At 72.7% G+C, this 26,293-nt stretch carries 23 protein-coding genes; 7 read left to right on the forward strand and 16 right to left on the reverse strand.

The annotated features are described in order from the left end of the window. Window positions 1-234: 234 nt before the first annotated feature. From carB to EXE57_RS02995, 5 genes are all read right to left on the reverse strand, one after another. Window positions 235-3,531, reverse strand: a complete 3,297-nt coding sequence (gene carB / locus EXE57_RS02975) for a carbamoyl-phosphate synthase large subunit (RefSeq protein ID WP_135073869.1) — start codon at window positions 3,529-3,531, stop codon at window positions 235-237. A 126-nt stretch (window positions 3,532-3,657) separates the two neighbouring features. Beyond that, window positions 3,658-4,809 carry a glutamine-hydrolyzing carbamoyl-phosphate synthase small subunit gene (gene carA / locus EXE57_RS02980; RefSeq protein ID WP_244246966.1) on the reverse strand — a complete coding sequence of 384 codons (1,152 nt, stop codon included), beginning with the start codon at window positions 4,807-4,809 and terminating at the stop codon, window positions 3,658-3,660. Window positions 4,810-4,915: 106 nt separating this feature from the next. Further along, window positions 4,916-5,677 carry an amino acid ABC transporter ATP-binding protein gene (locus EXE57_RS02985; protein ID WP_135073871.1) on the reverse strand — a complete coding sequence of 254 codons (762 nt, stop codon included), beginning with the start codon at window positions 5,675-5,677 and terminating at the stop codon, window positions 4,916-4,918. Next, a complete protein-coding gene (locus EXE57_RS02990; protein ID WP_135073873.1) occupies window positions 5,674-6,582 on the reverse strand; it encodes an amino acid ABC transporter permease in 909 nt (302 codons plus the stop codon). Before EXE57_RS02990 ends, EXE57_RS02985 begins: the two co-directional genes overlap by 4 nt. A gap of 43 nt (window positions 6,583-6,625) precedes the next feature. After that, window positions 6,626-7,528, reverse strand: coding sequence for a transporter substrate-binding domain-containing protein (locus tag EXE57_RS02995; RefSeq protein ID WP_135073875.1), 903 nt, complete (start codon window positions 7,526-7,528; stop codon window positions 6,626-6,628). Window positions 7,529-7,684: 156 nt separating this feature from the next. Between EXE57_RS02995 and aqpZ the strand changes: the two genes are divergently transcribed. Then, window positions 7,685-8,410: an aquaporin Z gene (gene aqpZ / locus EXE57_RS03000; RefSeq protein WP_244246967.1), complete on the forward strand. Its 726-nt coding sequence runs from the start codon at window positions 7,685-7,687 to the stop codon at window positions 8,408-8,410. 118 nt (window positions 8,411-8,528) lie between these two features. After that, a complete protein-coding gene (locus EXE57_RS03005) occupies window positions 8,529-9,191 on the forward strand; it encodes a hypothetical protein (protein WP_135073879.1) in 663 nt (220 codons plus the stop codon). On the opposite strand, the gene EXE57_RS03010 is transcribed toward EXE57_RS03005, so the two are convergent. Further along, complete coding sequence (locus tag EXE57_RS03010) at window positions 9,169-10,791, reverse strand: ATP-binding cassette domain-containing protein (RefSeq protein WP_135073881.1); 1,623 nt, start codon at window positions 10,789-10,791, stop codon at window positions 9,169-9,171. The genes EXE57_RS03005 and EXE57_RS03010 overlap by 23 nt on opposite strands. A gap of 214 nt (window positions 10,792-11,005) precedes the next feature. Further along, on the reverse strand, window positions 11,006-11,581 hold the full coding sequence (locus tag EXE57_RS03015) for an isochorismatase family protein (RefSeq protein ID WP_208542947.1): 576 nt from the start codon (window positions 11,579-11,581) through the stop codon (window positions 11,006-11,008). A gap of 71 nt (window positions 11,582-11,652) precedes the next feature. Between EXE57_RS03015 and EXE57_RS19585 the strand changes: the two genes are divergently transcribed. Continuing rightward, window positions 11,653-11,817: a hypothetical protein gene (locus tag EXE57_RS19585; RefSeq protein WP_167305798.1), complete on the forward strand. Its 165-nt coding sequence runs from the start codon at window positions 11,653-11,655 to the stop codon at window positions 11,815-11,817. A 7-nt stretch (window positions 11,818-11,824) separates the two neighbouring features. Here the strand turns inward: EXE57_RS19585 and helR are convergent, their stop codons facing one another. Next, complete coding sequence (helR, locus tag EXE57_RS03020; RefSeq protein ID WP_208542948.1) at window positions 11,825-13,987, reverse strand: RNA polymerase recycling motor ATPase HelR; 2,163 nt, start codon at window positions 13,985-13,987, stop codon at window positions 11,825-11,827. 110 nt (window positions 13,988-14,097) lie between these two features. Here helR and EXE57_RS03025 point away from each other — a divergent pair, with 110 nt between their 5' ends. From EXE57_RS03025 to EXE57_RS03035, 3 genes are all read left to right on the forward strand, one after another. Then, a complete protein-coding gene (locus EXE57_RS03025) occupies window positions 14,098-15,036 on the forward strand; it encodes an aminotransferase class IV (protein ID WP_135073884.1) in 939 nt (312 codons plus the stop codon). Further along, window positions 15,033-15,749, forward strand: coding sequence for a sulfotransferase-like domain-containing protein (locus EXE57_RS03030; protein ID WP_167305799.1), 717 nt, complete (start codon window positions 15,033-15,035; stop codon window positions 15,747-15,749). The genes EXE57_RS03025 and EXE57_RS03030 overlap by 4 nt, the downstream gene beginning before the upstream one ends. 149 nt (window positions 15,750-15,898) lie before the next feature. Next, on the forward strand, window positions 15,899-16,528 hold the full coding sequence (locus EXE57_RS03035; protein WP_135073886.1) for a superoxide dismutase family protein: 630 nt from the start codon (window positions 15,899-15,901) through the stop codon (window positions 16,526-16,528). 7 nt (window positions 16,529-16,535) lie between these two features. On the opposite strand, the gene EXE57_RS03040 is transcribed toward EXE57_RS03035, so the two are convergent. The 6 genes from EXE57_RS03040 to EXE57_RS03065 form a co-directional block, all read right to left on the reverse strand. Further along, on the reverse strand, window positions 16,536-18,179 hold the full coding sequence (locus EXE57_RS03040) for an asparagine synthase-related protein (protein ID WP_135073888.1): 1,644 nt from the start codon (window positions 18,177-18,179) through the stop codon (window positions 16,536-16,538). Next, a complete protein-coding gene (locus EXE57_RS03045; RefSeq protein ID WP_135073891.1) occupies window positions 18,176-19,468 on the reverse strand; it encodes a dihydroorotase in 1,293 nt (430 codons plus the stop codon). The genes EXE57_RS03040 and EXE57_RS03045 overlap by 4 nt, the downstream gene beginning before the upstream one ends. Beyond that, the gene (locus tag EXE57_RS03050) at window positions 19,465-20,403 is read right to left on the reverse strand and encodes an aspartate carbamoyltransferase catalytic subunit (RefSeq protein ID WP_135073893.1); all 939 of its coding nucleotides are present in this window, start codon (window positions 20,401-20,403) and stop codon (window positions 19,465-19,467) included. The genes EXE57_RS03045 and EXE57_RS03050 overlap by 4 nt, the downstream gene beginning before the upstream one ends. Continuing rightward, the gene (pyrR, locus tag EXE57_RS03055) at window positions 20,400-20,996 is read right to left on the reverse strand and encodes a bifunctional pyr operon transcriptional regulator/uracil phosphoribosyltransferase PyrR (RefSeq protein WP_135073895.1); all 597 of its coding nucleotides are present in this window, start codon (window positions 20,994-20,996) and stop codon (window positions 20,400-20,402) included. Before pyrR ends, EXE57_RS03050 begins: the two co-directional genes overlap by 4 nt. Window positions 20,997-21,077: 81 nt before the next feature. Beyond that, window positions 21,078-22,229, reverse strand: a complete 1,152-nt coding sequence (locus EXE57_RS03060) for a MinD/ParA family ATP-binding protein (RefSeq protein ID WP_244246968.1) — start codon at window positions 22,227-22,229, stop codon at window positions 21,078-21,080. Window positions 22,230-22,292: 63 nt separating this feature from the next. Further along, entirely contained in the window at window positions 22,293-23,654 is a 1,362-nt protein-coding gene (locus EXE57_RS03065; protein WP_135073898.1) for a dihydrolipoyl dehydrogenase family protein, read from the reverse strand. Between the two features lie 53 nt (window positions 23,655-23,707). Here EXE57_RS03065 and EXE57_RS03070 point away from each other — a divergent pair, with 53 nt between their 5' ends. Further along, window positions 23,708-25,033: an aminotransferase class V-fold PLP-dependent enzyme gene (locus EXE57_RS03070; protein ID WP_135073900.1), complete on the forward strand. Its 1,326-nt coding sequence runs from the start codon at window positions 23,708-23,710 to the stop codon at window positions 25,031-25,033. A gap of 1 nt (window position 25,034) precedes the next feature. Here the strand turns inward: EXE57_RS03070 and EXE57_RS03075 are convergent, their stop codons facing one another. After that, window positions 25,035-25,844 carry a DUF1206 domain-containing protein gene (locus EXE57_RS03075; protein WP_135073902.1) on the reverse strand — a complete coding sequence of 270 codons (810 nt, stop codon included), beginning with the start codon at window positions 25,842-25,844 and terminating at the stop codon, window positions 25,035-25,037. Between the two features lie 34 nt (window positions 25,845-25,878). After that, window positions 25,879-26,289, reverse strand: a complete 411-nt coding sequence (nusB, locus tag EXE57_RS03080; RefSeq protein WP_135073904.1) for a transcription antitermination factor NusB — start codon at window positions 26,287-26,289, stop codon at window positions 25,879-25,881. Between the last annotated feature and the right edge of the window lie 4 nt (window positions 26,290-26,293).

A 26,293-nucleotide genomic window follows, 5' to 3' on the forward strand; every position in this document is an offset into this window, starting at 1 on the left:
CTGGTGCCACCGCCGGAGGTCGAGGTACTCAGGCCCCGCCCGGAGGTCGAGGTGCGAAGGCCCCGCGGGCCTGAGCCTCGAGACCCCGTAACCGGGGGCCGTGCCCGGACCACCGTGGTCAACGCCCGGCACGGGTGCAGGGGTCTCGAGGCTCGCTGCGCTCGCACCTCGACCACCGGCGCGGCTCGCACCTCGACCACCGGTCCAGCGCACGGCACGCGGACCTGGACCAGCTCAGCCACCGAGGCGTGCCCAGTCCTGGAGCGAGCGCACCCCGATCTGGCCGGCGCGCATGGCCTCGATGCCCTGCACCGCCGCGCCGAGGCCCTGCACGGTCGTGATGCAGGGGACGTTGGCCAGCACGGCGGCAGTCCGGATCTCGTAGCCGTCGGTCCGCGCCGACCCTCCGGTGCCCGTGCCGGCCGGGGTGTTGACGATGAGGTCGATCTCGCCGTCCGCGATCAGCTGCACGGTGGTCGGCTCGCCCGCCGGACCGGTTCCCTCGAAGTGCTTGCGAACGACCCGGGCGTCGATGCCGTTGCGCCGCAGCACCTCGGCCGTCCCCTGGGTCGCCAGCACCTCGAAACCGAGGTCGGCGAGCCGCTTGATCGGGAAGATCATGGTCCGCTTGTCGCGGTTGGCCATGCTCGCGAACATCCGGCCGCTCGTGGGCAGCGGACCATAGGCCGCCGCCTGCGACTTGGCGAAGGCGCGGCCGAAGATGCGGTCGAAGCCCATCACCTCGCCCGTGGAGCGCATCTCGGGGCCGAGCACCGTGTCGACGGTCTGACCGTCGGGCGTCTTGAAGCGGTTGAAGGGCATCACCGCCTCCTTGACCGCGATCGGGGCGTCGGGCGGCAGGTCGCCACCGTCCCCCTCGGCGGCCAGCACGCCCGCGCTGCGCAACGAGGCGATCGACTCGCCCAGCATCACCCGGGCCGCCGCCTTGGCCAGCGGCACCGCGGTGGCCTTGGAGACGAACGGCACGGTGCGCGAGGCGCGCGGGTTGGCCTCGAGGACGTAGAGCACGTCGGAGCCGAGCGCGAACTGGATGTTGATCAGTCCCCGTACGCCCACGCCGCGCGCGATCGCCTCGGTCGCCTCGCGGATCCGGCGGATCTCGGTCGCGCCGAGCGTGATCGGCGGCAGCGCACACGAGGAGTCGCCCGAGTGGATACCGGCCTCCTCGATGTGCTCCATGACGCCCCCGAGGTAGAGCTCGTGGCCGTCGTACAACGCATCCACGTCGATCTCGACCGCGTCGTCGATGAACCGGTCGACCAGCACCGGCCGCTCCGGGCTGATCGCGGTCGCGCGACCGATGTAGGACTCGAGTGCGCCGTCGTCGTAGACGATCTCCATCCCGCGGCCGCCCAGGACGTACGACGGGCGGACGAGCACGGGGTAGCCCACCTCGTGGGCGATCCCCTGGGCCTCCTCGAAGGAGGCGGCCATGCCGTGCTTGGGCGCCGGGAGCCCGGCCTCGGCGAGCACCCGGCCGAAGGCGCCACGCTCCTCGGCGAGGTGGATCGCCTCCGGCGTGGTCCCGACGATGGGCACACCGGCGTCGGCCAGCCCCTGCGCCAGCCCCAGCGGGGTCTGGCCGCCCAGCTGGCAGATCACGCCGGCGATCGGGCCGGCGGCCCGCTCGGCGTGCACGACCTCGAGCACGTCCTCCAGGGTGAGCGGCTCGAAGTAGAGCCGGTCGGAGGTGTCGTAGTCGGTCGAGACCGTCTCGGGGTTGCAGTTGACCATGACCGTCTCGTAGCCGGCCTCGCTCAGCGCCAGCGAGGCGTGGACGCACGAGTAGTCGAACTCGATGCCCTGGCCGATCCGGTTCGGCCCCGACCCGAGGATCACGACGGCCGCCCGGTCCCGCGGCTCGACCTCGGTCTCCTCGTCGTAGGAGCTGTAGTGGTACGGCGTCTGGGCAGCGAACTCCGCAGCACAGGTGTCGACGGTCTTGTAGACCGGCCGGATGCCGAGCGCGTGGCGTACGCCTCGGACGACCGCCTCGCTCATGTCACGGATCCGCCCCAGCTGCGGGTCGGAGAACCCGTGCCGCTTGGCCAGGCGCAGCAGGTCCGGCGTCAGCTCGGGAGCGTTGATCAGCGCCTGCGCGACCTCGTTCAGGAGGCACAGCTGGTCGACGAACCACGGATCGATCCCGGTGGCGGCGTGCACCTCGTCGGGGGTCGCCTCGGCCCGGATCGCGTCCATGACGACCCGCAGCCGGCCGTCGTGGGGCGTGGCCGCCTCCGCCAGCAGCCGCTGCTTGTCGAGGTCGACGTGACGGTGGCTCCAGTCGAAGGGCGCGTCCGTGCTCTCCAGGCTGCGCAGCGCCTTCTGCAGCGCCTCGGTGAAGTTGCGCCCGATCGCCATCGCCTCGCCCACCGACTTCATGTGGGTGGTCAGCGTCGGGTCGGCGCCGGGGAACTTCTCGAAGGCGAACCGCGGCACCTTGACCACGACGTAGTCCAGGGCGGGCTCGAAGCTCGCCGGCGTCTCCCGGGTGATGTCGTTGGGGATCTCGTCGAGGGTGTAGCCGATGGCGACCTTCGCCGCGATCTTGGCGATCGGGAAGCCGGTCGCCTTGGAGGCCAGGGCGCTGGAGCGCGAGACCCGCGGGTTCATCTCGATGACGACCACCCGGCCGTCCTCGGGGTTCACGGCGAACTGGATGTTGCAGCCACCGGTGTCGACGCCGACCTCGCGGATGATGCCGATCGAGAGGTCGCGCAGGTGCTGGTACTCGCGGTCGGTGAGCGTCATCGCGGGCGCGACCGTGATCGAGTCGCCGGTGTGGACGCCCATGGGGTCGACGTTCTCGATCGAGCAGACGATCACGACGTTGTCGGCGCGGTCGCGCATCACCTCGAGCTCGTACTCCTTCCAGCCGAGGATCGACTCCTCGAGGAGCACCTCGCTGGTCGGCGAGGCCGCGAGCCCGCCGCCGCCGATGCGGCGCAGGTCGGTCTCGTCGTAGGCCATGCCGGAGCCGGAGCCGCCCATCGTGAACGAGGGCCGGACCACCAGCGGGTAGCCGAGCTGGTCGGCACCGGCGAGCAGGTCCTCCATGGTGTGGCAGATGACCGACGTCGCCACCTCGCCACCGAGCTTCTCCACGATGCGCTTGAACGACTCGCGGTTCTCGCCGCGGTTGATCGCCTCGATCGAGGCGCCGATCAGCTCCACGCCGTACTTCTCCAGCACGCCGCTCTCGTCGAGGGCGATGGCGGTGTTGAGGGCGGTCTGCCCGCCCAGCGTGGCGAGCAGCGCGTCGGGTCGCTCCTTCTCGATCACCTTCTCGACGAACTCGGGGGTGATCGGCTCGACGTACGTCGCGTCGGCGAACTCCGGGTCGGTCATGATCGTGGCCGGGTTGGAGTTGACCAGCACGACCCGCAGCCCCTCCGCGCGCAGCACGCGGCAGGCCTGGGTGCCGGAGTAGTCGAACTCGCAGGCCTGCCCGATCACGATCGGGCCGGACCCGATCACCAGCACGGACTGGATGTCATCCCGCCGCGGCATCAGCCACGCTCCTTCCCTGACGCGCCCTGCTCCGGGAGACCGGGACGTTGAGATGGGCCCCTGCAACGCCCAAGACGTTGCGCAAGCCCACCTCGACGGTTGCAGCGGCCCATCTCAACCGTTGCGTCATCGGGCGGCCTCCATCAGGTCGGTGAACCGGTCGAAGAGGTAGGCGGCATCGTGCGGTCCGGCCGCGGCCTCCGGGTGGTACTGGACGGAGAAGGCGCGCAGCGCGCCGGCCTCGTCACGCAGCTCGAGCCCCTCGACGACGTCGTCGTTGAGGCAGACGTGGCTGACGGTCGCCACGCCGTGGGGCGTCGCGGTGCTGCCCTCGAGCGGGGCGTCCACCGCGAAGCCGTGGTTGTGGGCGGTCACCTCGACCTTGCCGGTGGTGCGGTCCATCACCGGCTGGTTGATCCCGCGGTGGCCGTACTTCAGCTTGTAGGTGCCGAAGCCGAGCGCACGGCCGAAGAGCTGGTTGCCGAAGCAGATCCCGAAGTACGGGATGCCGGCCGCGAGCGCCCCCTGCAGCAGCTCGACCTGCGCGGTCGTCGCAGCCGGGTCGCCCGGGCCGTTGGAGAAGAACAGCCCGTCGGGCGAGATCGCCTGCACGTGCTCGAGCGTGGCCGTCGCAGGCAGCACGTGCACCTCGATGCCGCGCTCGGCCATCATCCGCGGGGTGTTGGCCTTGATGCCGAGGTCGACCGCGGCGACGGTGAACCGCTTCTCGCCCACAGCGGGGACGACGTACGCCTCCCCCGTCGAGACCGCCTCGGAGAGGTTGGCACCCGCCATCTCGCCGGATCCGCGGACCCGTGCCAGGAGGGCCTCGGGGTCGGACTCGGTGGTGGAGATCCCGACCCGCATCGCGCCCCGTTCCCGGAGGTGACGGGTGAGCGCGCGGGTGTCGACCCCCGCGATGCCGACCACGCCCTGCTCACGCAGCGCGTCGTCGAGGGTGCGGCGGGAACGCCAGCTGGAGGGGATCCGGGCGGGGTCGCGGACGACGTACCCGCTCACCCAGATCCGCGAGGACTCCATGTCCTCGTCGTTCATTCCAGTGTTGCCGACGTGGGGAGCCGTCATCACGACCACCTGGCGGTGGTAGCTGGGGTCGGTGAGCGTCTCCTGGTAGCCGGTCATGCCGGTGGAGAAGACCGCTTCGCCGAAGGTCTCCCCGGGAGCGCCGTAGGACTCGCCGCGGAAGGTGCGGCCGTCCTCGAGGACCAGCAGGGCCGGCGTGGGAGCGTGCTGTGCACTGGGTGCAGACAGGGACACGCGTCGTACCTCCTTCTCCGCCTCACGGGACGGATCGTTAAAGGATGTCGAGCGTGGCCGACCCTATCAGCGCACCGGCCCGCCCCACCGGTCACCCGCCACGTGGTCAGAGCACCGCGTCCAGGAAGGCGCGCGTCTCCGGGTGGGCCGGCGAGGTGATCAGCTGGTCGGGCGGGCCCTGCTCGAGGATCCGGCCCTCGTGGAAGAACGCCATCCGGTCCGCGACCTCGCGGGCGAAGCCCATCTCGTGGGTCACCACGATCATCGTCATCCGCATCTCGGTGGCGAGCGACTTCATCACCGCCAGCACCTCGCCGGTGAGCTCGGGGTCGAGGGCCGAGGTCGGCTCGTCGAACAGCATCACGTCGGGCTCCATGGCCAGCGCCCGCGCGATCGCCACCCGCTGCTGCTGGCCGCCGGAGAGCCGGATCGGGTGCTCCTCCGCCTTGTCGGACAGGCCGACCCGGTCGAGCAGGTCCCGGGCCCGCTCGACGATCTCGTCACCGGTGCCGCGTCCGGCGCAGCGCGGTGCGCAGGTGACGTTGTCGAGGACCGTCATGTTCGGGAACAGGTTGAACTGCTGGAAGACCATCCCGACGTGCAGCCGGAGCTGGCGGATCTGCTCGCGCTTGCGCCGGGTCCGGTGCCCGCCCTCCAGCCGGATGCCGGCGACCTCGACGGATCCCGCGCTGGGGTCGTCGATGAAGTTCACGCAGCGCAGCACCGTGGACTTGCCGGACCCCGAGCGTCCGAAGACCACGACCACCTCGCCGCGGTGCACCTCCATGTCCACGCCACGGACGACCTCCAGCCGCCCGAAGCTCTTGTGCAGGCCGTCCAGCCGGACCACGACGTCGCGGTCGCTCATCCCGGCACTCCGCCGCCGTGCGGCTGGCCGTGCTCGCCGGCCGCCTGCATCGCCCGCGCCACGTGGGCACGGTCGTAGCCCCGGCCCACGCGAGCCTCGAGCCGGGTCTGGAAGAACGTGAACAGCACGGTGAGGCCCCAGTAGACGAGGGCGACGGCGATGTAGGCCTCGAGGTTCTTGAAGTCCGCCTTGCCGACCAGCTGGGAGCGGCGGAAGATCTCGGCGCTGGCCGCGGTCACCCCGAGGAACGACACCAGGGCGGTGTCCTTCATCATCGCGATGAACTCGTTGCCGGTCGGCGGGATGATCACCCGGAACGCCTGCGGCAGCACCACCTTGCGCATCTTCTGGCCGTACGTCATCCCGAGCGCGTCGGCGGCCTCGCCCTGGCCGCCCGCGACCGACTGGATGCCGGCCCGGAAGATCTCGGTCATGTAGGCGCCGTAGTTGAGGCCGAGGGCGATGGTGCCGGCGGTCGCGGCCTCGAGGATCAGCGCCTGGTCGAAGCCCTCGGGCAGCCAGGTGTACTTCTCGGCGAGGTTCTGCCCGACCGGGGGCAGCGCCAGGTAGATCAGGAACATCTGCACGATCAGCGGCGTGCCCCGGAAGAACGAGACGTAGAACCCGGCGACGGCGAACGGGACCGGGTTGCGCGAGAGCCGCGCCAGGGCGCCGAGCAGCGCCATCACGATCGCGAGCGCGATGCCGCCCACGGCGATGGCGGCCGTGTAGGGCAGCCCGCCGAGGATGTAGCGGATGTTGTCGCGGATCCACTGCACGTCGAAGCCGGCGGCGTTGCCGAAGAAGCCCAGCAGCGCGAAGAGCACGACCCAGACGGCGCCGGTCTTCACCCGGAAGGGCACCCGTGCGGACGCGAGCTGCACCCGTTCCCAGACGTCGCTCATGGCGCCTCGTCGCGCCCCTTCCCCCCGTCCACGATGCGCGTCGTCACTCCTGCTTGGTGGTGTCGAGGCCGTACCACTCCTCCGCCAGGGCGGAGAGGGTGCCGTCCTCGTGCATCTCGGCGACGATCCCGTCGACCGCCTCGTAGAGGCTCTCCGAGGACGGGTCGGCGCTCCGGTCGAAGCCCACCGCGAGGGGTTCGTTGAAGACCGGCTCCCCCACGATCTTCACGGGGTTCCCCTCGTCGATGTAGCCCTGCGCGGTCGTGACCGAGGTGATCACCGCGTCGAGCCGACCGTTGGCGAGGTCCTGCAGCGCGGTGGTGTCGGTGTCGTAGCCGGAGACCTCGGCGTCGTCGATGACGAAGTCGAAGGTGTAGCCCTCGATGTCGAGCTCCTTGTTGAGGAACTGGTCGTAGGTGCACCCGGTGCAGACCCCGATGGCCGCGCCGTCGAGGTCGGTGCTGATGTCGGAGACGTCGTCGTTGTCGGCCCCGACCACGACCACGGCAGGGACGTAGTTGTAGGGCTCGGTGAAGAAGAGCACCTCCTGCCGGTCGTTGGTGGGCGTCATCGAGCCCACCGTCGTGTCCCAGCGACCGTTCCAGCTGCCGGCGGTGATCACGTCCCACGCGGGGGTCTCCCACGCGACCTCGACGCCGAGCCGGCTGGCGATCTCGGTGGCGACGTCGATGTCGAAGCCCTCGTAGTCACCTGTCTGCTCGTTCAGCCGGGACTGCGGCGGGTACGCCGGGTCCGTGGAGACCGTGAGCACCCCCTCCTCGCAGATCTCGGCGAGGAGGTCGGTGGTCTCGCCCGCACACACGCCCTCGCCCGACGCGGCAGGCTCGTCGCCGCCGGAGTCGTCGGCGCTGTCGCCGCCACAGGCGGCCAGCATCGGGAAGAGGAGCGCCGTGAGCGCGGTGCCGAGGAGGAAACGGGTGCGCATGGCGCCACCTCCGGTCTGGGATACGTGAGACGAGTCTGCCAGAGGGGCGGCCCCGCGGACAGCGGTCGTGCCTCTTCCCTCCGCACGGCTCGAGGAGGACGATGACCGCAGGGATCGCCTCACGCACAGGGGAGACGTGTCATGCGGGAACACACGGTGACGCAGCGACTGGGAGCCGAGTTCCTCGGCACGTTCTGGCTGGTCTTCGGGGGGTGTGGCACCGCGGTCCTGGCTGCCGGGGTGCCGGACGTCGGCGTCGGGTACCTCGGCGTGGCGATCGCCTTCGGCCTCACGGTGCTGACGATGGCCTACGCCGTCGGCCACGTCAGCGGCGGGCACTTCAACCCGGCGGTCACCGTCGGGCTCGCCGCGGCGCGCCGCTTCGCCTGGAAGGACGTGCCGTCCTACGTGATCACGCAGGTGGCCGCGGCCGTCGCCGCGGCCGCGGTGCTGTGGGTGGTCGCCGACGGGGTGGCCGGCTTCAGCGCCGAGGAGTCGGGCTTCGCCACCAACGGCTACGGCGACCGCTCGCCGGGCGGCTACTCGCTCCTGTCGGTGCTGGTCATCGAGGTCCTGCTCACCGCGTTCTTCCTCTACATCATCTTGGGCGCCACCGACACCCGTGCTCCCAAGGGCTTCGCCCCGATCGCGATCGGCCTGGGGCTCACCCTGATCCACCTGATCAGCATCCCGGTGAGCAACACCTCGGTGAACCCGGCCCGGTCCACCGGCCCCGCCCTCTTCGCCGGTCCTGACCCGATCCTGCAGCTGTGGGCGTTCTGGCTGGCTCCCCTGATCGGTGGGGCCGTCGCCGGGATCACGTACGCGTTGTTGCTCGGCGGCGAGGACGCTGCGCCGCTGACCGAGGCCACCGAGGCCTGACCTCCGGCGAGCCACCCGGGTGTGGGTGAGGTCACCGCGCCGGAGCACGACAGCCGGGCACGATCTCGGCATACTGACAGTACGTACCGTCAGTACGCCATCGATCCGGAGGTGCTCCGTGCCCCGCCCGCTCCGCCCGTCCGCCCGCCTCACCACCGCCGTGCTGGCCGCCGTCGCCGCCGGACTGCTCGCCGCGACCACGACCGCGGTCGTCCCGGCCCGCGCGACCCTCGCGATCCCTGTCGACTGCTCCAGCGGCCCGGTCACGCTCGCGTGGGACGACGTGACCTACGACCTCGACGGGAACTGCGGGCTGGTGCGCGTCACCGCCGACGACGCCACGGTGTCGATGCCGACCGCCGTACGTCTGGTGGTCGCCGGCCGCGGCAACACGATCGTGGCCAAGCCCGTCGCCGAGCTCGTGGTCCGCGGCCGCGGTCACGACGTGCGCCCGGTGTCGGTCCAGCGGCTGCGCCTCGCGTCCCCCCGCTCGGTCGTCGACGTCGACGGCCTCGTCGAGTCGGCCCGCCTGGGCCGCTCCGGAGCCACGTTGCGCGCCGACCAGGTCAGCATCCTCCGGGTCGAGGGTTCCGGCCACACGGTCCGCGCGGGCACGGGCTTCCGGGCCGAGCTCGCCGGCGACCGCACGGTCGCCTCCTTCCGCCGGCTCGAGGAGGTCGCCGTGACCGGTGACCGCAACCAGGTGCGGGTGAGGGTCGGCGTGACCGAGGTCCGCGACCGCGGTGCGCGCAACGACGTCAGGGTGCACTCGCGGGGCTGAGCGGGACCACTCCCCCGTCCCAGCGGCGGCGCAGCCACCGGTCGTGGGTGGCCACGACGACCGCCCCGGGGCTGGCCGCCAGGGCCTCCTCCAGCTCCCCGGCCAGCGCCAGGGAGACGTGGTTGGTCGGCTCGTCGAGCAGCAGCAGGTCCGGCGCCGCGGCGACCGCGACCGCCAGCGCCAGCCGGCGTCGCTGGCCGACCGAGAGCAGTCCGACGGGTCGCCCCAGGTCGCGGGGATGCAGCAGCCCGAGCGACTGCAGCGGCGCGAGGTCCGCGACCTCGTCACCCGCCTCCCGCCGGTAGGTCCGCTCGGCTCCGAGGCGCGGGTCGGCGAAGGACACGTCCTGGGCGAGCTCGGCCACCCGACGTGCTGCCACCTGCACGGTGCCCGTCGTGGGGGCCAGCCGCCCGGCGAGCACGCCGAGCAGGGTGGACTTGCCCGCACCGTTGGCACCGGTGACCAGCAGGTGCTCACCGGCGGCGAGGTCGAGCCGGTCCAAGTGAAGCCGGCCGGCCACGTGGAGGTCGCGGACCAGGGCGATCCGCCCGGTCGCTCCTGACCCGGTCAGCGGTGTCCGGAGCCGGAGGGGTACGGGCGGCTTGCGCACCTGCTCCCGCTCGGCGACCTCGAGCTGGCGGTGAGCCTGCTTCTTCCGACGGGCCAGCGCCTGGTCGACGCGCGCTCCCTTGAAGGCGTGGACGAACTTGTCGTTGTCGCGTGGTCCCCGGCCGTGGGCGATCGCCCCGGCGCCGATGCGGGTGGCGGCGCGGAGCCGGCCGAGCTCCTCCTGCTGCGCCTCCCAGGTCTCCTCCCACCGCCGTCGGGCCTCCCGCCGGTGAGCCTCGTACGCGCTCCACCCGCCGCCGAACCTGCGACTCCCCCGGCCGTCCGCCGTGTCGACGGTCGGGTCGAGGTCGACGAGGTCGGTCGCGACGTCGTCGAGCAGCACCCGGTCGTGGCTTGCGAGGAGCACCACACCGGGCAGGTCGCGCAGGAAGCCGGAGAGCAGGTCGATCGCCTCGTCGTCGAGGTGGTTGGTGGGCTCGTCGAGCAGCAGGCAGGTCGGCCGGGTCGTCATCATCGTGGCCAGCGCGAGCCGTGTCCGCTGTCCTCCTGACAGCGTGCCCACCCGGCGACCGGGGTCGATCCGTTCGAGGCCGAGCCGGTGGGCGGCCACCTCGGCGCGCCGGTCGGCGTCCCAGGCGTCCTGGGCCAGCGCCCAGTCGAGCCGGGCGGCGTACGCCTCCTCGGCACCGGGGAGTCGTGCCGCGAGCTCCTCCACGTCGCGCACCGCCTGCCTCAGCGGCCGGAGGGTCGCCTCCAGGACCTCCGCCACGGTCGCCCCGTCCGGGAACGGGGGCTCCTGCCCGAGGTGCACGAGGTCTGCCGGTGCCTCGATCGTCCCGGTGACGACCGCCCGCGACGGGAGTCGCCCGGCCACGGCGCGGAGCAGGGTGGACTTGCCGACGCCGTTCTCCCCCACGAGGCCGATCCGCCGCCCGGGCTGGGCGAGCAGGTCGACGCCGCGCAGGACGGTGCGGTCACGGAAGCCGACGGTGAGGTCGGAGACGACGAGGGGCTGCAGGGGTGCGGTCATGGGAGGGCCTGTCCGGAGGTCTGGACGGGACTCGCCGGGCGGGGCCGCGGACGCGAGTCGGGTCAGGCAGGGATCCACATGGTGGGTCCATCCTAGGTCGCGGTGCGTGGCCGGTCGATCGAGTTTCGCGAGCGGCGCGCTGGGACCAGACGCCCACACGTCCGGACCCAATGACCCAGCGCAACCCACCGCGCCCCCCGAGACGTCGCCCGGATCAGCCCTGTGCCCCGACGAACTCCACCTCCGAGGCCCGGTCCGGTGCCACCACGCCGTCACCCAACGACCACTCGGCGACCCGGGCCACGAGGCGCGCCGGCACCGCCGGAGCGGCGCCGTCGGCGGGGACGTCGTACGTCGTGTGCGTGTCGCGCGGCAGCACGACGGTGTAGCCGCGGGCCAGGGCCCCGCGAGCCGTGCCCGCGACACACATCTCCGACTGGATCCCGACCAGGCACAGCCGGGTCGCGCCCGCTCGTCGGAGGGTCGCCTCGAGGTCGGTGCTGTCGAAGCCGTCGTCGCGGGCCTTCTGCACCACCACCTCGTCCTGGCGCACCGGCAGGGCCAGCTCCCAGCCGACCGACCCCCTCGGGATCAGGGAACCCTCGTCGGTGCCTTCGTCCTGCAGGTGGACGACCGTCGCGCCGGCGGCCCTGGCGGCGCGCAGCACCGCGGAGACACGGTCGAGGAAGGGCTCGGCGCCCCCGACAGCGTGCGGCCCGGAGACGAGCCCGCGCTGGACGTCGACCATGACGAGCGCATCGGCGACCGGGCGGGCGTCGGGCTGGCTCACGCCGATGAGTCTGCCCCACGCAGCGGGTCCAATCCTCTGGGCCCGGCGCACCGAACGACTACCGGAGGAAGGTGACGACGATGACCGGTGAACGACACGCCTGGGCCACGCTGCACCTCGCCGACGCGACCGAGTCGCGAACCCTCGACACCTGCCCGTGCGGCCAGCCGCTGGAAACCTGCTCGGGCCGGCACTGCCCCCGGTGCGGCAACCCGATCGCCCGGCGCGCCGCCTGACCCCAGGTCACCCGCGAGCACCGGTGAGGACCACCAGGCGCTGGGTGGCGCGCGTCATCGCGACGTACCGGTCGACGGCTCCCTCGACACCGGAGCCGAACGTGTCCGGGTCGAGCAGGACGACGAGGTCGAACTCCAGGCCCTTCGCCAGCTCGGGCGTCAGCCACCGCACGCGAGCGCTCTCCGGGAGCGATGTCCCGCCGGGCTCCCCCACGCCGATGACGCAGGCGATCCCGTCGTCGTGCTCCTCGAGCCACGCGTCGAGGACCTCGGGCAGGTCGGTCACCGGACCGTGGTGCACGGGGACGCCGGTGCTGCGGACGGACGTCGGCACGTTGACGTCCGGGAGCGCGGCCCGGATCACCGGCTCGGCCTCGGCCATCACCTCCTCCGGCGTCCGGTAGTTGATCCGGAGCGTCGCGACGGTGACCCGGTCGAGCCCGATCCGCGCCAGGCGTTCCTCCCACGACTCGGTGAAGCCGTGGCGAGCCTGGGCGCGGTCACCGACGATCGTGAGGCTGCGGGTGGGGCAGCGACGGAGCAGCATCTGCCACTCGGCGTCGGTCAGCTCCTGCGCCTCGTCCACCACGACGTGGGCGAACGGACCGGCCAGCAGGTCCGGGTCGGCCGCCTCGAGGGTGCTCTCGTCGATGATGATGCTCTGGGCGTCGGAGACACGGAGCATCGACATCACCTGCATCTCGGAGTTGTCGGTCGCGACCAGGTGGTCCACCACCCGGGACATCTCCTCCCGCTGCGCCGCGAGCGCCGCGGCGCGTCGACGTTCCCGTCGCGAGGCGCCCGGGTCCCCCAGCCGCAACCGGGCAGCGTCGAGGAGCGGCAGGTCCGAGACCGTCCACGCCTGCGGGTCGGCTCGCTGCAGCCGCCGCACGTCCTCGGGCGCCAGCCAGGGGGCGCACCGGCGCAGGTACGCCGGCACGTCCCACAGGTCTCCCACGAGGTCGGTCGCCTCGATGAGCGGCCACGAGCGGCGGAAGGTGTCGGCGAGCGCCTCGTTCTGGGCGAGCGCCTTGCGCAACAGAGAGTCGGGCACCTCCTCGTCGTCGACCTTGTCGAGCAGGATGGTGACGAGCTCCTCCCAGACCTGGTCGCGGGCCAGGTTGTGCGGGGTGCCGGGATCGGGCGACTCGAAGGCCTCGGCCCAGTCGCGGGCGCTGAGCCACAGGTCGGCCCACGGTGTCTCGACCTCCATGCCCTCGGTGGGCGGTTCCTCGTAGAGGCGGACGGCCGGCTCGATCGCGCTCACCATCGCCGCGGACGCCTTGAGCCGCGCCACGTCCGGGTCGTCCTCCTCGCCCGCCGCCGCTCCTTCGGGGACGAGGTCGCGCAGGGTGCAGGTCTGCACGCCTTCCTCACCCAGGCTGGGCAGCACGTCCGAGACGTAGGCGAGGTAGGGCTGGTGGGGACCGACGAAGAGGACCCCGCCCCGGTGGTGGCCCAGCCGCGGGTCGGAGTAGACGAGGTACGCCGACCGGTGGAGCGCCACGACGGTCTTGCCGGTCCCGGGGCCACCGTCGACGACGAGCGCACCCCGGGAGCCGGCGCGGATGACGGCGTCCTGGTCGGACTGGATGGTGCCCAGCACGTCGCGCATCCTCGGTGAGCGGCTGCTGCCCAGGCTGGCGATGAAGGCGGACTGGTCGTCGAGGGAGGCGGTGTGGCCCACCATCCCCTCCGCGGAGAACACCTCGTCCCAGTAGTCGCTGATCCGGCCCAGGGTCCAGCGGTAGCGACGACGGCTGACCAGGCCCATCGGGTCGGCGTGGGTCGCGCCGAAGAACGGCTCGGCCGCCGGGGACCGCCAGTCGACCAGGAGCCGGCGACCCGTCCGGTCGGTGAGCCCGAGGCGGCCGACGTACACCGGCTCGGGGTCGTCCTCACCGACCATGTGCCCCAGGCACAGGTCCAGCCCGAACCGGCGCAGGGCGCGCAGCCGGGACGTGAGCCGGTGGACCTCCTGGTCGCGGTCCAGGGCCGCCTGACCGGTGCCGCCGGCCTGCTTGCGGGCGGCGTCGAGGCGCTCGGCGAGGTCGGCGACGGAGTGCTCGAGGGAGGTGTCGATGGCCGCGAAGTGGCGTTCGTCGCCGGCGATCAGCGCTGGATCGGACTTGGCAGCCAGACGGTCGGGAAGGGCGAAGACGGTGGTCACGACGCACCATGGTGAGGCTCGACCGGGGCCTTGCCGCAAGCCCCCGGGGGCGCTATACCTTGGAGATGGAGGCACCCGCGAGGTGCCTTCCGTCGTCCTAGGGTGGGCCCATGGCCACCGGCACCCACGACCACGCGGACGACCCGCGCAACCACGAGATCCTGGTCTGGGTCGACGGCCGGCTACGACCGCGCGCCGAGGCGGTGGTCTCGGTCTTCGACTCCGGCTTCGTCCTCGGCGACGGGGTCTGGGAGGGCCTGCGGGTGCACCACGGGCACCCCGCGTTCCTCGAGCGCCACCTCGACCGGCTCTGGCAGGGCGCCACCGCGATCATGCTCGACATCGGCATGACCCGCGAGGAGCTGACCCGGGCCCTCTACGACACGCTCGCCGCCAACGGGATGCACGACGGCGTGCACGTCCGGCTGATGGTGACCCGGGGCGTGAAGTCGACGCCCTACCAGGACCCGCGGATGACGATCGGACCCGCGACCGTCGTCATCATCGCCGAGCACAAGGAACCGATGCCGGCGACGGTCTCCGAGGGCATCACCCTGTTCACCACCCACGTACGGCGCGCCACCCCCGACACGCTCGACCCCAAGCTCAACGCCCACAGCAAGCTCAACGACATCACCGCCTGCATCCAGGCCTACACCGCCGGCGCCGACGAGGCCCTGATGCTCGACCCCCACGGCTTCGTGGCCACCTGCAACTCCACGCACTTCTTCGTCGTCCTCGGTCCGCCCGAGGAGCCCGAGGTCTGGACCTCGGACGGTCGGTTCTGCCTCGGCGGGATCACCCGCGGCAACGTCCTCGAGGTGTGCCGCGACGCGGGGATCACCGCGCGGGAGACGACCTTCAGCCTCACCGACGTCTACAGCGCGCGGGAGGCGTTCGTGACCGGGACCTTCGCCGGGCTGGTCCCGGTCCGCAGCGTCGACGGCCGCACCATCGGCACGGGCTCCCGCGGACCCGTCGTCGAACGATTGCAGGGCCTGTACGCCGAGCACGTCACGGCTGACGTCGCCGGACGGGTCGCGCCGTGACCGTCCGCGTGGCGATGTGGTCCGGCCCGCGCAACATCTCCACGGCGATGATGCGGGCGTGGGAGAACCGGCCCGACACGGTCGTGGTCGACGAGCCGCTCTACGCGGCGTACCTGCTCCGGACCGGCCTCGACCACCCCGCCCGCGACGAGGTCATCGCCTCGCAGCCGACCGACCCCGACGAGGTCGTGGCGCAGCTGCGGGAGCCGCTGCCCGAGGGCCGGACGGTCCACTACGCCAAGCACATGACCCACCACCTCGACGCCGGCCAGGACCTCGGGTGGGTGCGCGACTTCCGGACCGTGCTGCTGGTCCGCGACCCGGCCGAGGTGGTGGCGTCCTACGTGAGGTCCCGCGAGGCCTGCGAGCCCGAGGACATCGGCCTGCTGCAGCAGGTGTGGCTGCTCGACGCGCTGGACGAGCAGCCGCCGGTGATCGACGCCGGCGACTTCCTGCGCGACCCCGAGGCGCACCTGCGGTGGCTGTGCGACTGGCTGGGCATCCCCTTCACCGACCGGATGCTCTCCTGGCCGGCCGGGCCGCGCGACTCCGACGGCGTCTGGGCTCCCCACTGGTACGACGCGGTGCGGGCCTCGACCGGCTTCGCCGCGTGGCGTCCCCGCGAGACCGACCTCAGCGCCCACGACGCCGCGGTGGCGGGGGCCTGCCGGCCGGCGTACGAGCGGCTGCACGCGCTGCGCCTGCGCGTCTGACCGCCCGCGACGCCGACGACCCTTGACACGGCCGCCCGGGAGGTGGAACGTCGAGAGGTCCGGGAGCCACCGGCCGCCCCGCGGGGCGGACCCCGTCGGCGACCGCTGCTCCTCCGGGACACCGACCATTCGGGCGAGGGGGAAGACAGATGTTCACACGTACGCGATCACGCACGCTCGCAGCCGCAGGAGCCCTGGTGCTCTGCACGGCCGCGGCCGCGACGGCGGCCACGAGCTCCGCAGGAAGCAGCGGCACCACAGGGGCCGGTGCCGCCCACCAGCACGCGACCGGCCACGGGCACGCGGTCCTGCAGGTGGTCCTGCGGGGCACCGACGGGAGCAAGGTCGGCAAGGTGACGCTCAAGCAGACGGGCGACACAGTCGTCGTCAAGGGCCGGGCCGAGGCGCTGACGCCGGGCTTCCACGGGTTCCACATCCACGCCATCGGCATCTGCGACCCGGCCGCCGCGGCCGGACCCTTCACCAGCGCCGGCGGTCACTACACCGGGGGCGACACCACCCACGGCAACCACGCGGGCGACATGCCGCCGCTGCTCGTGATGGACGACGGGGAGGCCTCGGCCCAGTTCGTCACCGACCGGTTCGGACTGGCCGAGCTGCGCGACCTCGACGGCTCGGCCGTGATGGTGCACGCCGGACCCGACAACCTCGCCAACATCCCCACCCGCTACTCCGCCGCAGGAGTCCCGGGTCCGGACGCGGCCACCCTGGCCACGGGGGACGCCGGCGCGCGCGTGGCCTGCGGGGTGATCGACTGAGCGGCGCTCAGGCCACGAGCACGTCGCGGTAGTCCGACCGCCACTGCGCCATCAGGGCGGCCCACTGCAGCACGGCCAGGGGTGCGGCGCGACCGGCCACGAGCCGCCGCAGGGCGGCCGGCTCGTCGATGCGTGCGCGCAGCGGCTCGCCCAGTCGGCGCACGACGTCGGGGTCCGCGCCGACCTCGCGGCTCAGCCGGGCGATGGCAGCCGGGTGGACCTGTCGGCGACGCCGGGGGGCCCGCGGGGTGGCGACGTCGTTGGTGGACGGAAGCCCGGTGACGCCGGCCGGAGCGGCCGTGGCCAGGACCCGGCGGTAGAACTCGCCGCCGAGCTTCTGGTCGACGGGCACGCGCAGGCCCGCGGCCAGGACGCGGGGGTCCACGAAGGGCACGCTCACCGGGACCTCGGGGCCGAACAGCAGCACCGGGGAGGCGGCGACGACCCGGCTGGTCCGGGTGGCGAGGACAGAGAGCGCGGCCGCGGCGGGGTGGCCGGCGTACGGCGCCACGAGGGCGCGGACGTCGTCGCGGCTGCGAGCCGCCATCTCGACCGCCGTGCCGGGGGCCAGCAGCGACCCGCGGTCCAGCCGCCACCCGCCGAGCCGGTGCCAGAGCGCGGCGGCGGGGTCGGGGGCGTCCAGGATCACGCGGTCGACGAACAGGCTCTTGAGGAGAACGTCACCCGCGAGGCCGTCGAGCACCGTACGCCGGCTGCCGTGCAGCCGTCCCGCCAGCGGCATCAGCCAGGTGTGCATCCACGACTGGAACTGCATCCGTCGCCGCGCCGCGGGCGCGTGCCGGGCCCAGGCCCGCGGCCCCGGCCGGACCACCGTGTGCTCCGCACCCAGCGCGTGCGCCACCGGCTGGGCGAGGCGCAGGTCGAGGTCGCTCCCCGTGTCCGCGTCAGTGGTCCAGGCCTGCAGCCGGTCGCGGGACTCCCCCACGGCGAGCACCGCCAGCAGCCGCGAGTCCCAGCCGCCCGAGAGCGTGACGGACAGGTCGTCCCCGGTCGGGATGGCCGCGCGCAGCAGCTCCACGACCTCGCCGGGCTCGGGTGCGTGGCCGTCGGTCGCGAGCCAGTCCGGCTCGCCGGTGGTCCGGCGTACGTGGCCGTCCGCCCGGACCGTGAGCGACTCCGCGGGCCCCAGCCGCCGGATCTCCTCGAAGGGCGTGGCCCCACCGACCGGGGCGCCGAGGGCGAGCAGGCTCGCCCAGGCGTCCTCGTCCTGGGTGAGGGGTGCGTCCACGATCCGTGTGAGCGGGTCGATCCGGGTCGCGAAGTAGACCGCGTCCCCGACGCGGCGGGTGTAGACCTCCGCGAGACCCAGACCGTCGGTGTGCAGCGTGGCTGCCCCGGGCTCACGTGTCAGACCGGCCGCCATCCACCCGTTCGCCGCCGCCGCTGCGGAGTCGACGGCCGTGCCCGGTTCTGCCAGGGCGTTCCAGAGGTGGCCGCCGGTCGGCTCCCCCTCACCCCAGGCCCGGAGCCGGTGGGTGGCACTCAGGCGGACGTCAGCGGTCGACACCACCTCGACCAGCGGGGAGGGCGAGGCCGCCACGAGTCGCCGCAGCGCCTCGGGGTCCGCGGCACCGAGGGCTCCGCAGACATAGGCGGAGGCCCGGTAGCGGGGAGTGCCGTCGGCCCTCAACAGAGCTTTCCGTCGAGCACCGTCGGCCGGCCCCGCAGGAAGGTCGCCACGACGCGGCCGGGCAGCTCGCGCCCGGCGTACGGGGTGTTGCGGGAGAGCGACGCGGTCTCGGAGGCCTCCACCGTGCGGCGCACGGACGGGTCGTAGAGCACGACGTTGGCCGGTGCGCCCTCGACGATCGGCTGGCCCTGGTCGGCCACGCGCCCGATCCGCGCCGGTGCGTAGGACATCCGCTCCGCCACGCCCTCCCAGGTCAGCAGCCCGGGGTCGACCATCGTCTCCTGCACGATCGACAGCGCGGTCTCGAGGCCGAGCATGCCGAAGGCCGCGGCCGCCCACTCGCAGTCCTTGTCCTCGTGCGGGTGGGGTGCGTGGTCGGTGGCGACGATGTCGATGGTGCCGTCGGCCAGCCCGGCGCGCAGCGCCTCGACGTCGGCGGCACCGCGCAGCGGCGGGTTGACCTTGTAGATCGGGTCGTACGTCGCCGCCAGCTCGTCGGTCAGCAGCAGGTGGTGGGGGCAGGCCTCCGCGGTGACGTTCCAGCCCTTCTCCTTGGCCTGCCGGACGATCTCGACGGACCCGGCGGTCGAGACGTGGCAGACGTGCAGCCGCGAGCCCACGTGGGCGGCCAGCAGGCAGTCGCGGGCGATGATCGCCTCCTCGGCGACGGCCGGCCAGCCGGCGAGCCCGAGCCGCCCGGACAGCTCGCCCTCGTTCATCTGGGCGCCCTCGGTGAGCCGCGGCTCCTGGGCGTGCTGGGCGACGACGCCGTCGAACGCCTTGACGTACTCCAGCGCCCGGCGCATCAGCACCGCGTCGCTGACGCAGTGCCCGTCGTCGGAGAAGACGCGGACCCGCGCGGCCGAGTCGGCCATCGCACCCAGCTCGGCGAGCCGCTCCCCCGCCAGCCCCACGGTCACCGCGCCGACCGGGTGGACGTCGCAGTAGCCGCCCTCGCGGCCCAGCCGCCACACCTGCTCGACCACGCCGGCGGTGTCGGCGACCGGCTCGGTGTTGGCCATCGCGTGCACCGCGGTGAACCCGCCCCTGGCCGCCGCCCGCGTGCCGCTGAGCACGGTCTCGGCGTCCTCGCGCCCGGGCTCGCGCAGGTGCGTGTGGAGGTCGACCAGGCCAGGCAGGGCGACCAGGCCGGTCCCGTCGACGACCTCGGCGTCCTCGGCGATCGAGATCTGGCCGACGGCCGCGACGACACCGTCGCGCAGCAGCAGGTCGGTCGGCTCCCCGCCGAGGACGGAGACGTTCGTGATCAGGTGGGTGGGGCTGTTCACAGGGAGGTGTCCTCCTGGGAGTCGGAGCTGAGCAGCAGGTAGAGCACCGCCATCCGGACGGCGACGCCGTTGGTGACCTGCTCGACGATCACCGAGCGGTCGGAGTCGGCCACGTCGGCGGTGATCTCCATGCCGCGCACCATGGGGCCGGGGTGCATCACGATCGTGTGGTCCTGCAGCGTCGCCATCCGGCGCGCGTCGAGGCCGTAGCGGCGCGAGTACTCGCGCGGCGTCGGGAAGAAGCCGCCCTGCATCCGCTCGCGCTGGACGCGCAGCATCATCACCACGTCGGCCTTCGGCAGCACCGCGTCGAGGTCGTACGACGTCTCCACGCCCCACGCCTCCACGCCGACCGGCACGAGGGTGGGCGGCGAGACCAGCGTCACCTCGGCGCCCAGGGTCTGCAGCAGGAGTGCGTTGGAGCGGGCGACCCGCGAGTGGAGGACGTCGCCGACGATGGCGACGCGTCGCCCGTCCAGGTTGCCGAGGTGCCGCCACATCGTGAACGCGTCGAGCAGCGCCTGCGTGGGGTGCTCGTGGGTGCCGTCGCCGGCGTTGACGACGCTGGAGTGCACCCACCCCGAGTGGGCCAGCCGGTGCGGTGCACCGGAGGCGCCGTGCCGGATGACGACCGCGTCGGCGCCCATCGCCTCGAGCGTCAGCGCGGTGTCCTTGAGCGACTCGCCCTTGGAGATCGAGGAGCCCTTGGCCGCGAAGTTGATGACGTCGGCCGAGAGCCGCTTGGCCGCGGCCTCGAACGAGATCCGGGTGCGCGTGGAGTCCTCGAAGAACAGGTTGACGACCGTGCGTCCGCGCAGCGCCGGCAGCTTCTTGATCGGCCGGTCCGCGAGGGCGAGCATCTCGGCCGCGGTCTCGAGGACGAGCTCGGCGTCGGTGCGGCTCAGGTCGGCCGCTGACAGCAGGTGGCGCTTCATGCCGGGCTCCTCTCGGCCGGGGTTCCCTCGATCGTGACCGCGTCCGTGCCGTCGATCTCGGCGACCGTGACCCGCACCCGCTCGACCAGCGAGGTGGGGAGGTTCTTCCCGACGAAGTCGGCCCGGATCGGCAGCTCGCGGTGGCCGCGGTCGACCAGCACCGCGAGGCGCACGGCCGCGGGCCGGCCGATCTCGGTCAAGGCGTCGAGGGCGGCCCGGATGGTGCGGCCGGAGAACAGCACGTCATCCACCAGGACCACGGTGCGGCCGTCGATCCCGCCGCTGGGGATCTCGGTCGGCAGCAGCGGCCGAGCGGGCTTGAGGCGCAGGTCGTCTCGGTACATCGTCACGTCGAGCGAGCCGACGGGGACGTCGTAGCCCTCGACGGAGGCGATCCGCGATGCGACCCGCTCCGCGAGCGGGACCCCGCGACTGGGGATGCCGAGCAGCACGAGGTCGCGCGCACCCTTGTTGCGCTCGAGGATCTCGTGGGAGATGCGGGTCAGCGCCCGCGCGATGTCGGTGTCGTCGAGGACGGTGCGTCCGTCGCTCTGACCGGGGTCGCCGGCGGGGCGGGCAGGCTCGGGTGACACGGCTGCCGGACCTCCTTCTCCGCCTCACGGGACGGCTCGTTAAAGGATGTCGATCGAGGCGACCCTAGCAGCCGGCGGGAATCAGAGCTGGGAGGCCATCGCGGCGCAGGCCTGCACCCACGCCATCCGGGTGGCGTCGGTGAGCTGCTCGTAGGGCACCACGGACCCGGGGACGAGCGCCGGGTCGTACGGCACCCGGAAGACCGCCTTGGTCCGCTGCTCGTAGACCTCGACCAGGTCCTCGGCCAGCTGCTCGTCGACGTGGGAGGACGGCTCCGAGATCACCGTGATCGTCTTGCGCTTGAGGTCCTCGTAGCCCGCGTCCTGCAGCGCGTCGAGCATCCACAGGCCGCTGTAGCCGGTGTCCTCGCGGACGGTCGTGGTGACGACCAGCAGGTCGGCCGTCTCGGCGGCGGCCAGCCAGTTCTCGGCCCTCATGTTGTTGCCGGTGTCGACGAGGATCAGCCGGTAGAAGCGCTCCAGCAGCCCGTGGACGGCCGTGAAGTCGGCGGCCTTGATGGTGCCGGTGACGTCGGGACGCTCGTCGGAGGCGAGCACGTCGAAGTGGGCGTCGCCCTGGGAGCGTACGAACGACCCGAGGTCGCCGATCCGCGCCTGGTAGACGTCGTTGAAGCGCTCGAGGTCCTCGAGCAGCTCGCGGGTGGTGTTGGTGTGGCCTCCGCGCTGGCCGCGGATCCCGAGCGTGCCCCGGGTCTCGTTGTTGTCCCACGCCACCACGCCGCCGCCGCGGACGGTGCCGAACGTGTAGCCGGCGACCAGCACGCCGGTGGTCTTGGCCGCGCCGCCCTTGGGGTTGAGGAAGGCGATCGTGCGGGGGCCGTCGAAGTCGCGCTGGATGGCGCGCCGGTCGCGGGCGTACTGCATCTCGGCCGGACCCATCTGCGGCGACACGGTGCCGCCGGTCCACTTGCGGACCTTGCCGCGCCAGCCCCAGGTCGCCGGCCCGTGGTCGGTGTGCTCGGCACGGCGCTCCAGGAAGTCGGTGGCCGAGGTGACCCGTGGCGCGGACGGTACGTCGCTCGGGCGGTCCGGCTCGGGCTCCGTTGCCGCCGCCGCGGGCTCCGGCGCGGTCGGCTCGACCGTCCGGTGGGCCGGGGGCTCCGCCGGGGCCTGACGCAGCGGGCGGGTCAGCGGTCCGCCGAGCGGGTCGTCGGTGGGTGGGCGCAGCTCCGCGCGATGGTTCGGGCCGTCATCGGCAGGCAGGTAGGACATGGGGGGTACCTCCAGAGCACCGGGGGGCAGGGTGTTCTTCCCCGGCAGACTACCGATTCCGGCTCAGGGCGCCACGATCGAGGCGACCGCGACGTCCACCGCACGGTGGAACGTCGGGTAGGCGAAGTGCATCGACGCGATCCGGTCGAGCGGCACCTCGGCGTGCACGGCGAGCGCCAGCATGCCCAGCACCTCACCACCCGAGGGACCCACCGAGGAGGCTCCGACCAGCACGCCGCGGTCGGCGTCGGCGACCAGCTTGATCAGTCCGTCGGCCCCCAGCTGGTGGATCCAGCCACGGCTCGACGCCGCCAGGTCGGCGTGGCCGACCCGGACGTCGATCCCCGCGTCCCGTGCCTGCTGCTCGCTCATCCCGACCGACCCGACCTCCGGGTCGGTGAAGGTGACGCGGCTGACCGCGTGGTACTCGGCACCGTGACCGTCCTGGCCGAGGATGTCGCGCACGGCGATGTCGCCCTGGTACATCGACACGTGGGTGAACTGGCCGTGACCGGTGATGTCGCCGACGGCCCAGAGCCGCTCACCGGCGCGCATCCGCTCGTCGGTCGGCACCGACCGGGCCTCGGGGTCGAGGCCCACGGTGTCGAGGCCGAGGCCGTGCAGGTTGAGCCGCCGGCCGGCGGCGACGAGCAGCTGGTCGGCCTCGATCTCGCCGCGGTCGGTGGTGATCGTGAAGCCGCCGTCGTGCTCGACCCGCTCGATCGTGATGCCGGTCTCGACCCGGATCCCCTCGTCGCGGAACACCCGGCCCAACAGCTCGCCGGACTCGGGCTCCTCGGGCGGCAGCAGCCGGTCGGCCACCTCGAGCACGGTCACCGCGGAGCCGAACCGGGCGAACGCCTGGGCCAGCTCGCAGCCGATCGGCCCACCGCCGATGACCGCCAGCGACGCGGGGAGCTCGGTCACCTTCACGATCTCGCGGTTGGTCCAGTACGGCGTCTCGGCGAGCCCGTCGATGGGCAGCGTCGCGGGCGACGTGCCGACGTTCAGCACGACGCCGCGAGCGCCGACGTACCGGTCCTCGCCGACGCGGACCGTGCCGGGGCCGTCGAGGACGCCGTCGCCGCGCACGATCCGGACCCCCGCCTCCTCCAGCCGCTCCACGTGGGAGTCGTCCTGCCAGTGGTTGGTGGCCTGCTTGTCGATCCTGGTGGCGACCGCACTCCAGTCGGGACTGACCTCGGCCGAGCCGGCCAGCTCGTCGACCCGCCGGGCCTCCCCCAGCGCGTCCGCGGCCCGGATCATCATCTTCGACGGGATGCAGCCGTAGAACGGGCACTCGCCCCCGACCAGGTCACGGTCGATCCCCACGACGTCCAGGCCAGCCTCGGCGAGCTTCTGGGCGGCGTACTCACCGCCGGGCCCGAGACCCACCACCACCACGTCCACCTCGTGCGTCGCCATGGCGTTCACCCTGCCAGCCTCGTCAAGATCCGCCGGCTGGGCGACCATGGGCCATGACCACCACCAGCCGCCGGACCGTGCTCGGCCTCGGACTGGCCGGCGGCGCCGGAGCCGTCGCCGGCTGCACCTCCCGCAGCGACCCGGTCGGGGCCACGCCCTCACCCTCGTCGTCGCCGACGGAGTCGGAGACGGCGGTCCCTGCTGCCGGCGACCTCGTCGTGCCCGACTTCGACCCCCGGGACTGGGCCTCGGTCCGCGCCCAGTTCCCGCTCACCACGGACCTCGCCCAGCTGGCGGCGTTCGTGCTGTCGCCGCACACGGCCCAGGTCTCGGCGGCCATCGACCACCACCGCGCCCGCCTCGACGGCGACACCGACGCGGCGCTGCACGACGGCTATCAGCTCGAGGGGGCGGTCCGGCGGGCGGCGTCGTCGTACGCCGGCGGGACGGCCGACCAGGTCGCGCTGACCGACAGCACCACGATGGGCATCTCCGTGATGTACGGCGGGCTCCACCTGCGCCCTGGCGACGAGGTCCTGACCACGACCCACGACTTCTTCTCCACCGACGACGCGCTGCGGCTGGTCTCGCTCCGGACCGGCGCCACGGTCCGGAGGGTCACCCTCTACGACGACCCGTCCGCCGCGACCGTCGACCAGCTCACGTCACGGCTGCTGGACGCGATCGGTCCCGCCACCCGGGTCGTCGCGGTGACGTGGGTCCACTCGAGCACCGGCGTCCGGTTGCCGGTCGCGGAGTACGGCGCCGCGCTCGCCGACCTCAACCGGGGTCGGGACCCGGCCGACCGGGTGCTGCTCTGCGTCGACGGCGTGCACGGCTTCGGTGCCGTGGACGTCGACCTGCCCGACCTCGGCTGCGACTTCCTCGCCGCCGGCACCCACAAGTGGCTCTTCGGCCCGCGCGGGACCGGTCTGGTGTGGGCCCGCGACTGGGAACCACTCACCGAGCTGATCCCGACCTTCTCCGGCACCCAGGGCGGGGCGCGACTCTCCCCCGGCGGCTACCACGACTTCGAGCACCGCTGGGCGCTCACGGAGGCGTTCAGGTTCCACGAGCGGATCGGCCGGCGCCGGGTCGTCGCGCGCACGGTCGAGCAGGCGACGGCGCTCAAGGACGGGCTGGCCGGTATCGACGGGGTCACGGTCGTGACGCCGTCCGCCCCGGAGGTCTCGGCCGGGATCGTGTGCGTCGACGTGGGCGGGATGCTCCCGGCCGACGCCGTCCTGGCGCTGCGCGAGCTCGGCGTGGTGGCCAGCGCCACGCCGTACCAGCAGTCCCACCTGCGGTTCGGCCCGAGCATCGTCACCACGCCCGCGGACGTGGAGGCCGCGGTGGGCGCGGTGTCGCAGCTGGTGTGAGTCAGCGGGACAGGTGGCGGGCGCGGGCGAAGGCGAACAGCCCGTAGCAGGCGATCCCGGCGCCGACGAGCGTCAGCAGCAGCTGTCCGAAGGGCTGCTGGGCGATCTCCTGGAGGGCCTGGTCGAGGCCGCCGGACTTCTGCGGGTCGTGGGTCGCTGCGGCGTAGAGGAACAGGCCACCGATCACCGCGATGGCGATCCCCTTGGAGATGAACCCTGCCTTCCCCAGCCAGCGGTAGGCCGAGCTGGTCTCGGCGTTCTGCGGCCGTCCGTCGAGCTTCTCGAGGAACTTCTCGGTCCAGCCCTGGTAGACGTAGTACGCGCCGTAGACCAGCACGCCGACGCCGACCGCGCCGACCAGCAGCTGCCCGGCGGTCATCTTCATCAGGTCGGCGGTCATGCTGGTGGTCCCGCCCCCGCCGCCGGACTGACCCGCGGCGACCTGCAGGGCCGAGTAGGCGAGCAGGCCGTACAGCACACCCTTGAAGAGCTGGCTGGCGACGCCCTTGACCTGGTCGGCACCGTCCTCGCGCTGGTAGGCCTGCCACGCCTCGAGCAGCCGCCAGACCACCAGCGCGACCATGCCGACCGCCACCACCCAGATCAGCACCCCGCCGAGCGGCTGCTTGGCGAGGTACTCGAGCGCTCCGGTGCCCGACGCCTCCTTCGACTTCTCGCCGAGGGCGATCTGCACCGCCAGCCACCCGATCAGGATGTGGATGACTCCGTAGGCGACCAGTCCACCCCGGATCACGAGGTCGAGGGCATCACTGTTCTCCGCCTTGCCCGCGGCGCGCTTCACGTCGGTCATGTGCTGACCATAGGGCCACACCGGAGCGAACGGATCACCCCTTCAGGGACTCCTTGTTGCGCAGCAGTCCGCCGAGCACGCCGTTGACGAACCCGGGCGACTCGTCGGTGCTCAGGTCGCGCACCAGCGCGACCGCCTCGGTCACCGCGACCGGGTCGGGCACGTCATCGACCCACAGCATCTCGAACAGCCCGATCCGCAGCACGTTGCGGTCCACGGCCGGCATCCGGGCCAGCGACCACCCCTCGGCGTACGTCTCGAGGAGCTCGTCGATGCGGGCGCGGTGCTCCACGACGCCTCGGATCAGGAAGCCGGTGTAGTCGTTGGTCGGGCCCTCGCCCTCGGCGATGGCACGCTCCAGCGCCACGACAGGGTCCTCACGCCGCAGCTCGGAGGCGAAGAGGACGTCGAGGGCCCGCTTGCGGGCCTTGCTCCTGGCAGGCACGAGC

The sequence above is a fragment of the Nocardioides euryhalodurans genome (assembly GCF_004564375.1).
Classification (GTDB): domain Bacteria; phylum Actinomycetota; class Actinomycetes; order Propionibacteriales; family Nocardioidaceae; genus Nocardioides; species Nocardioides euryhalodurans.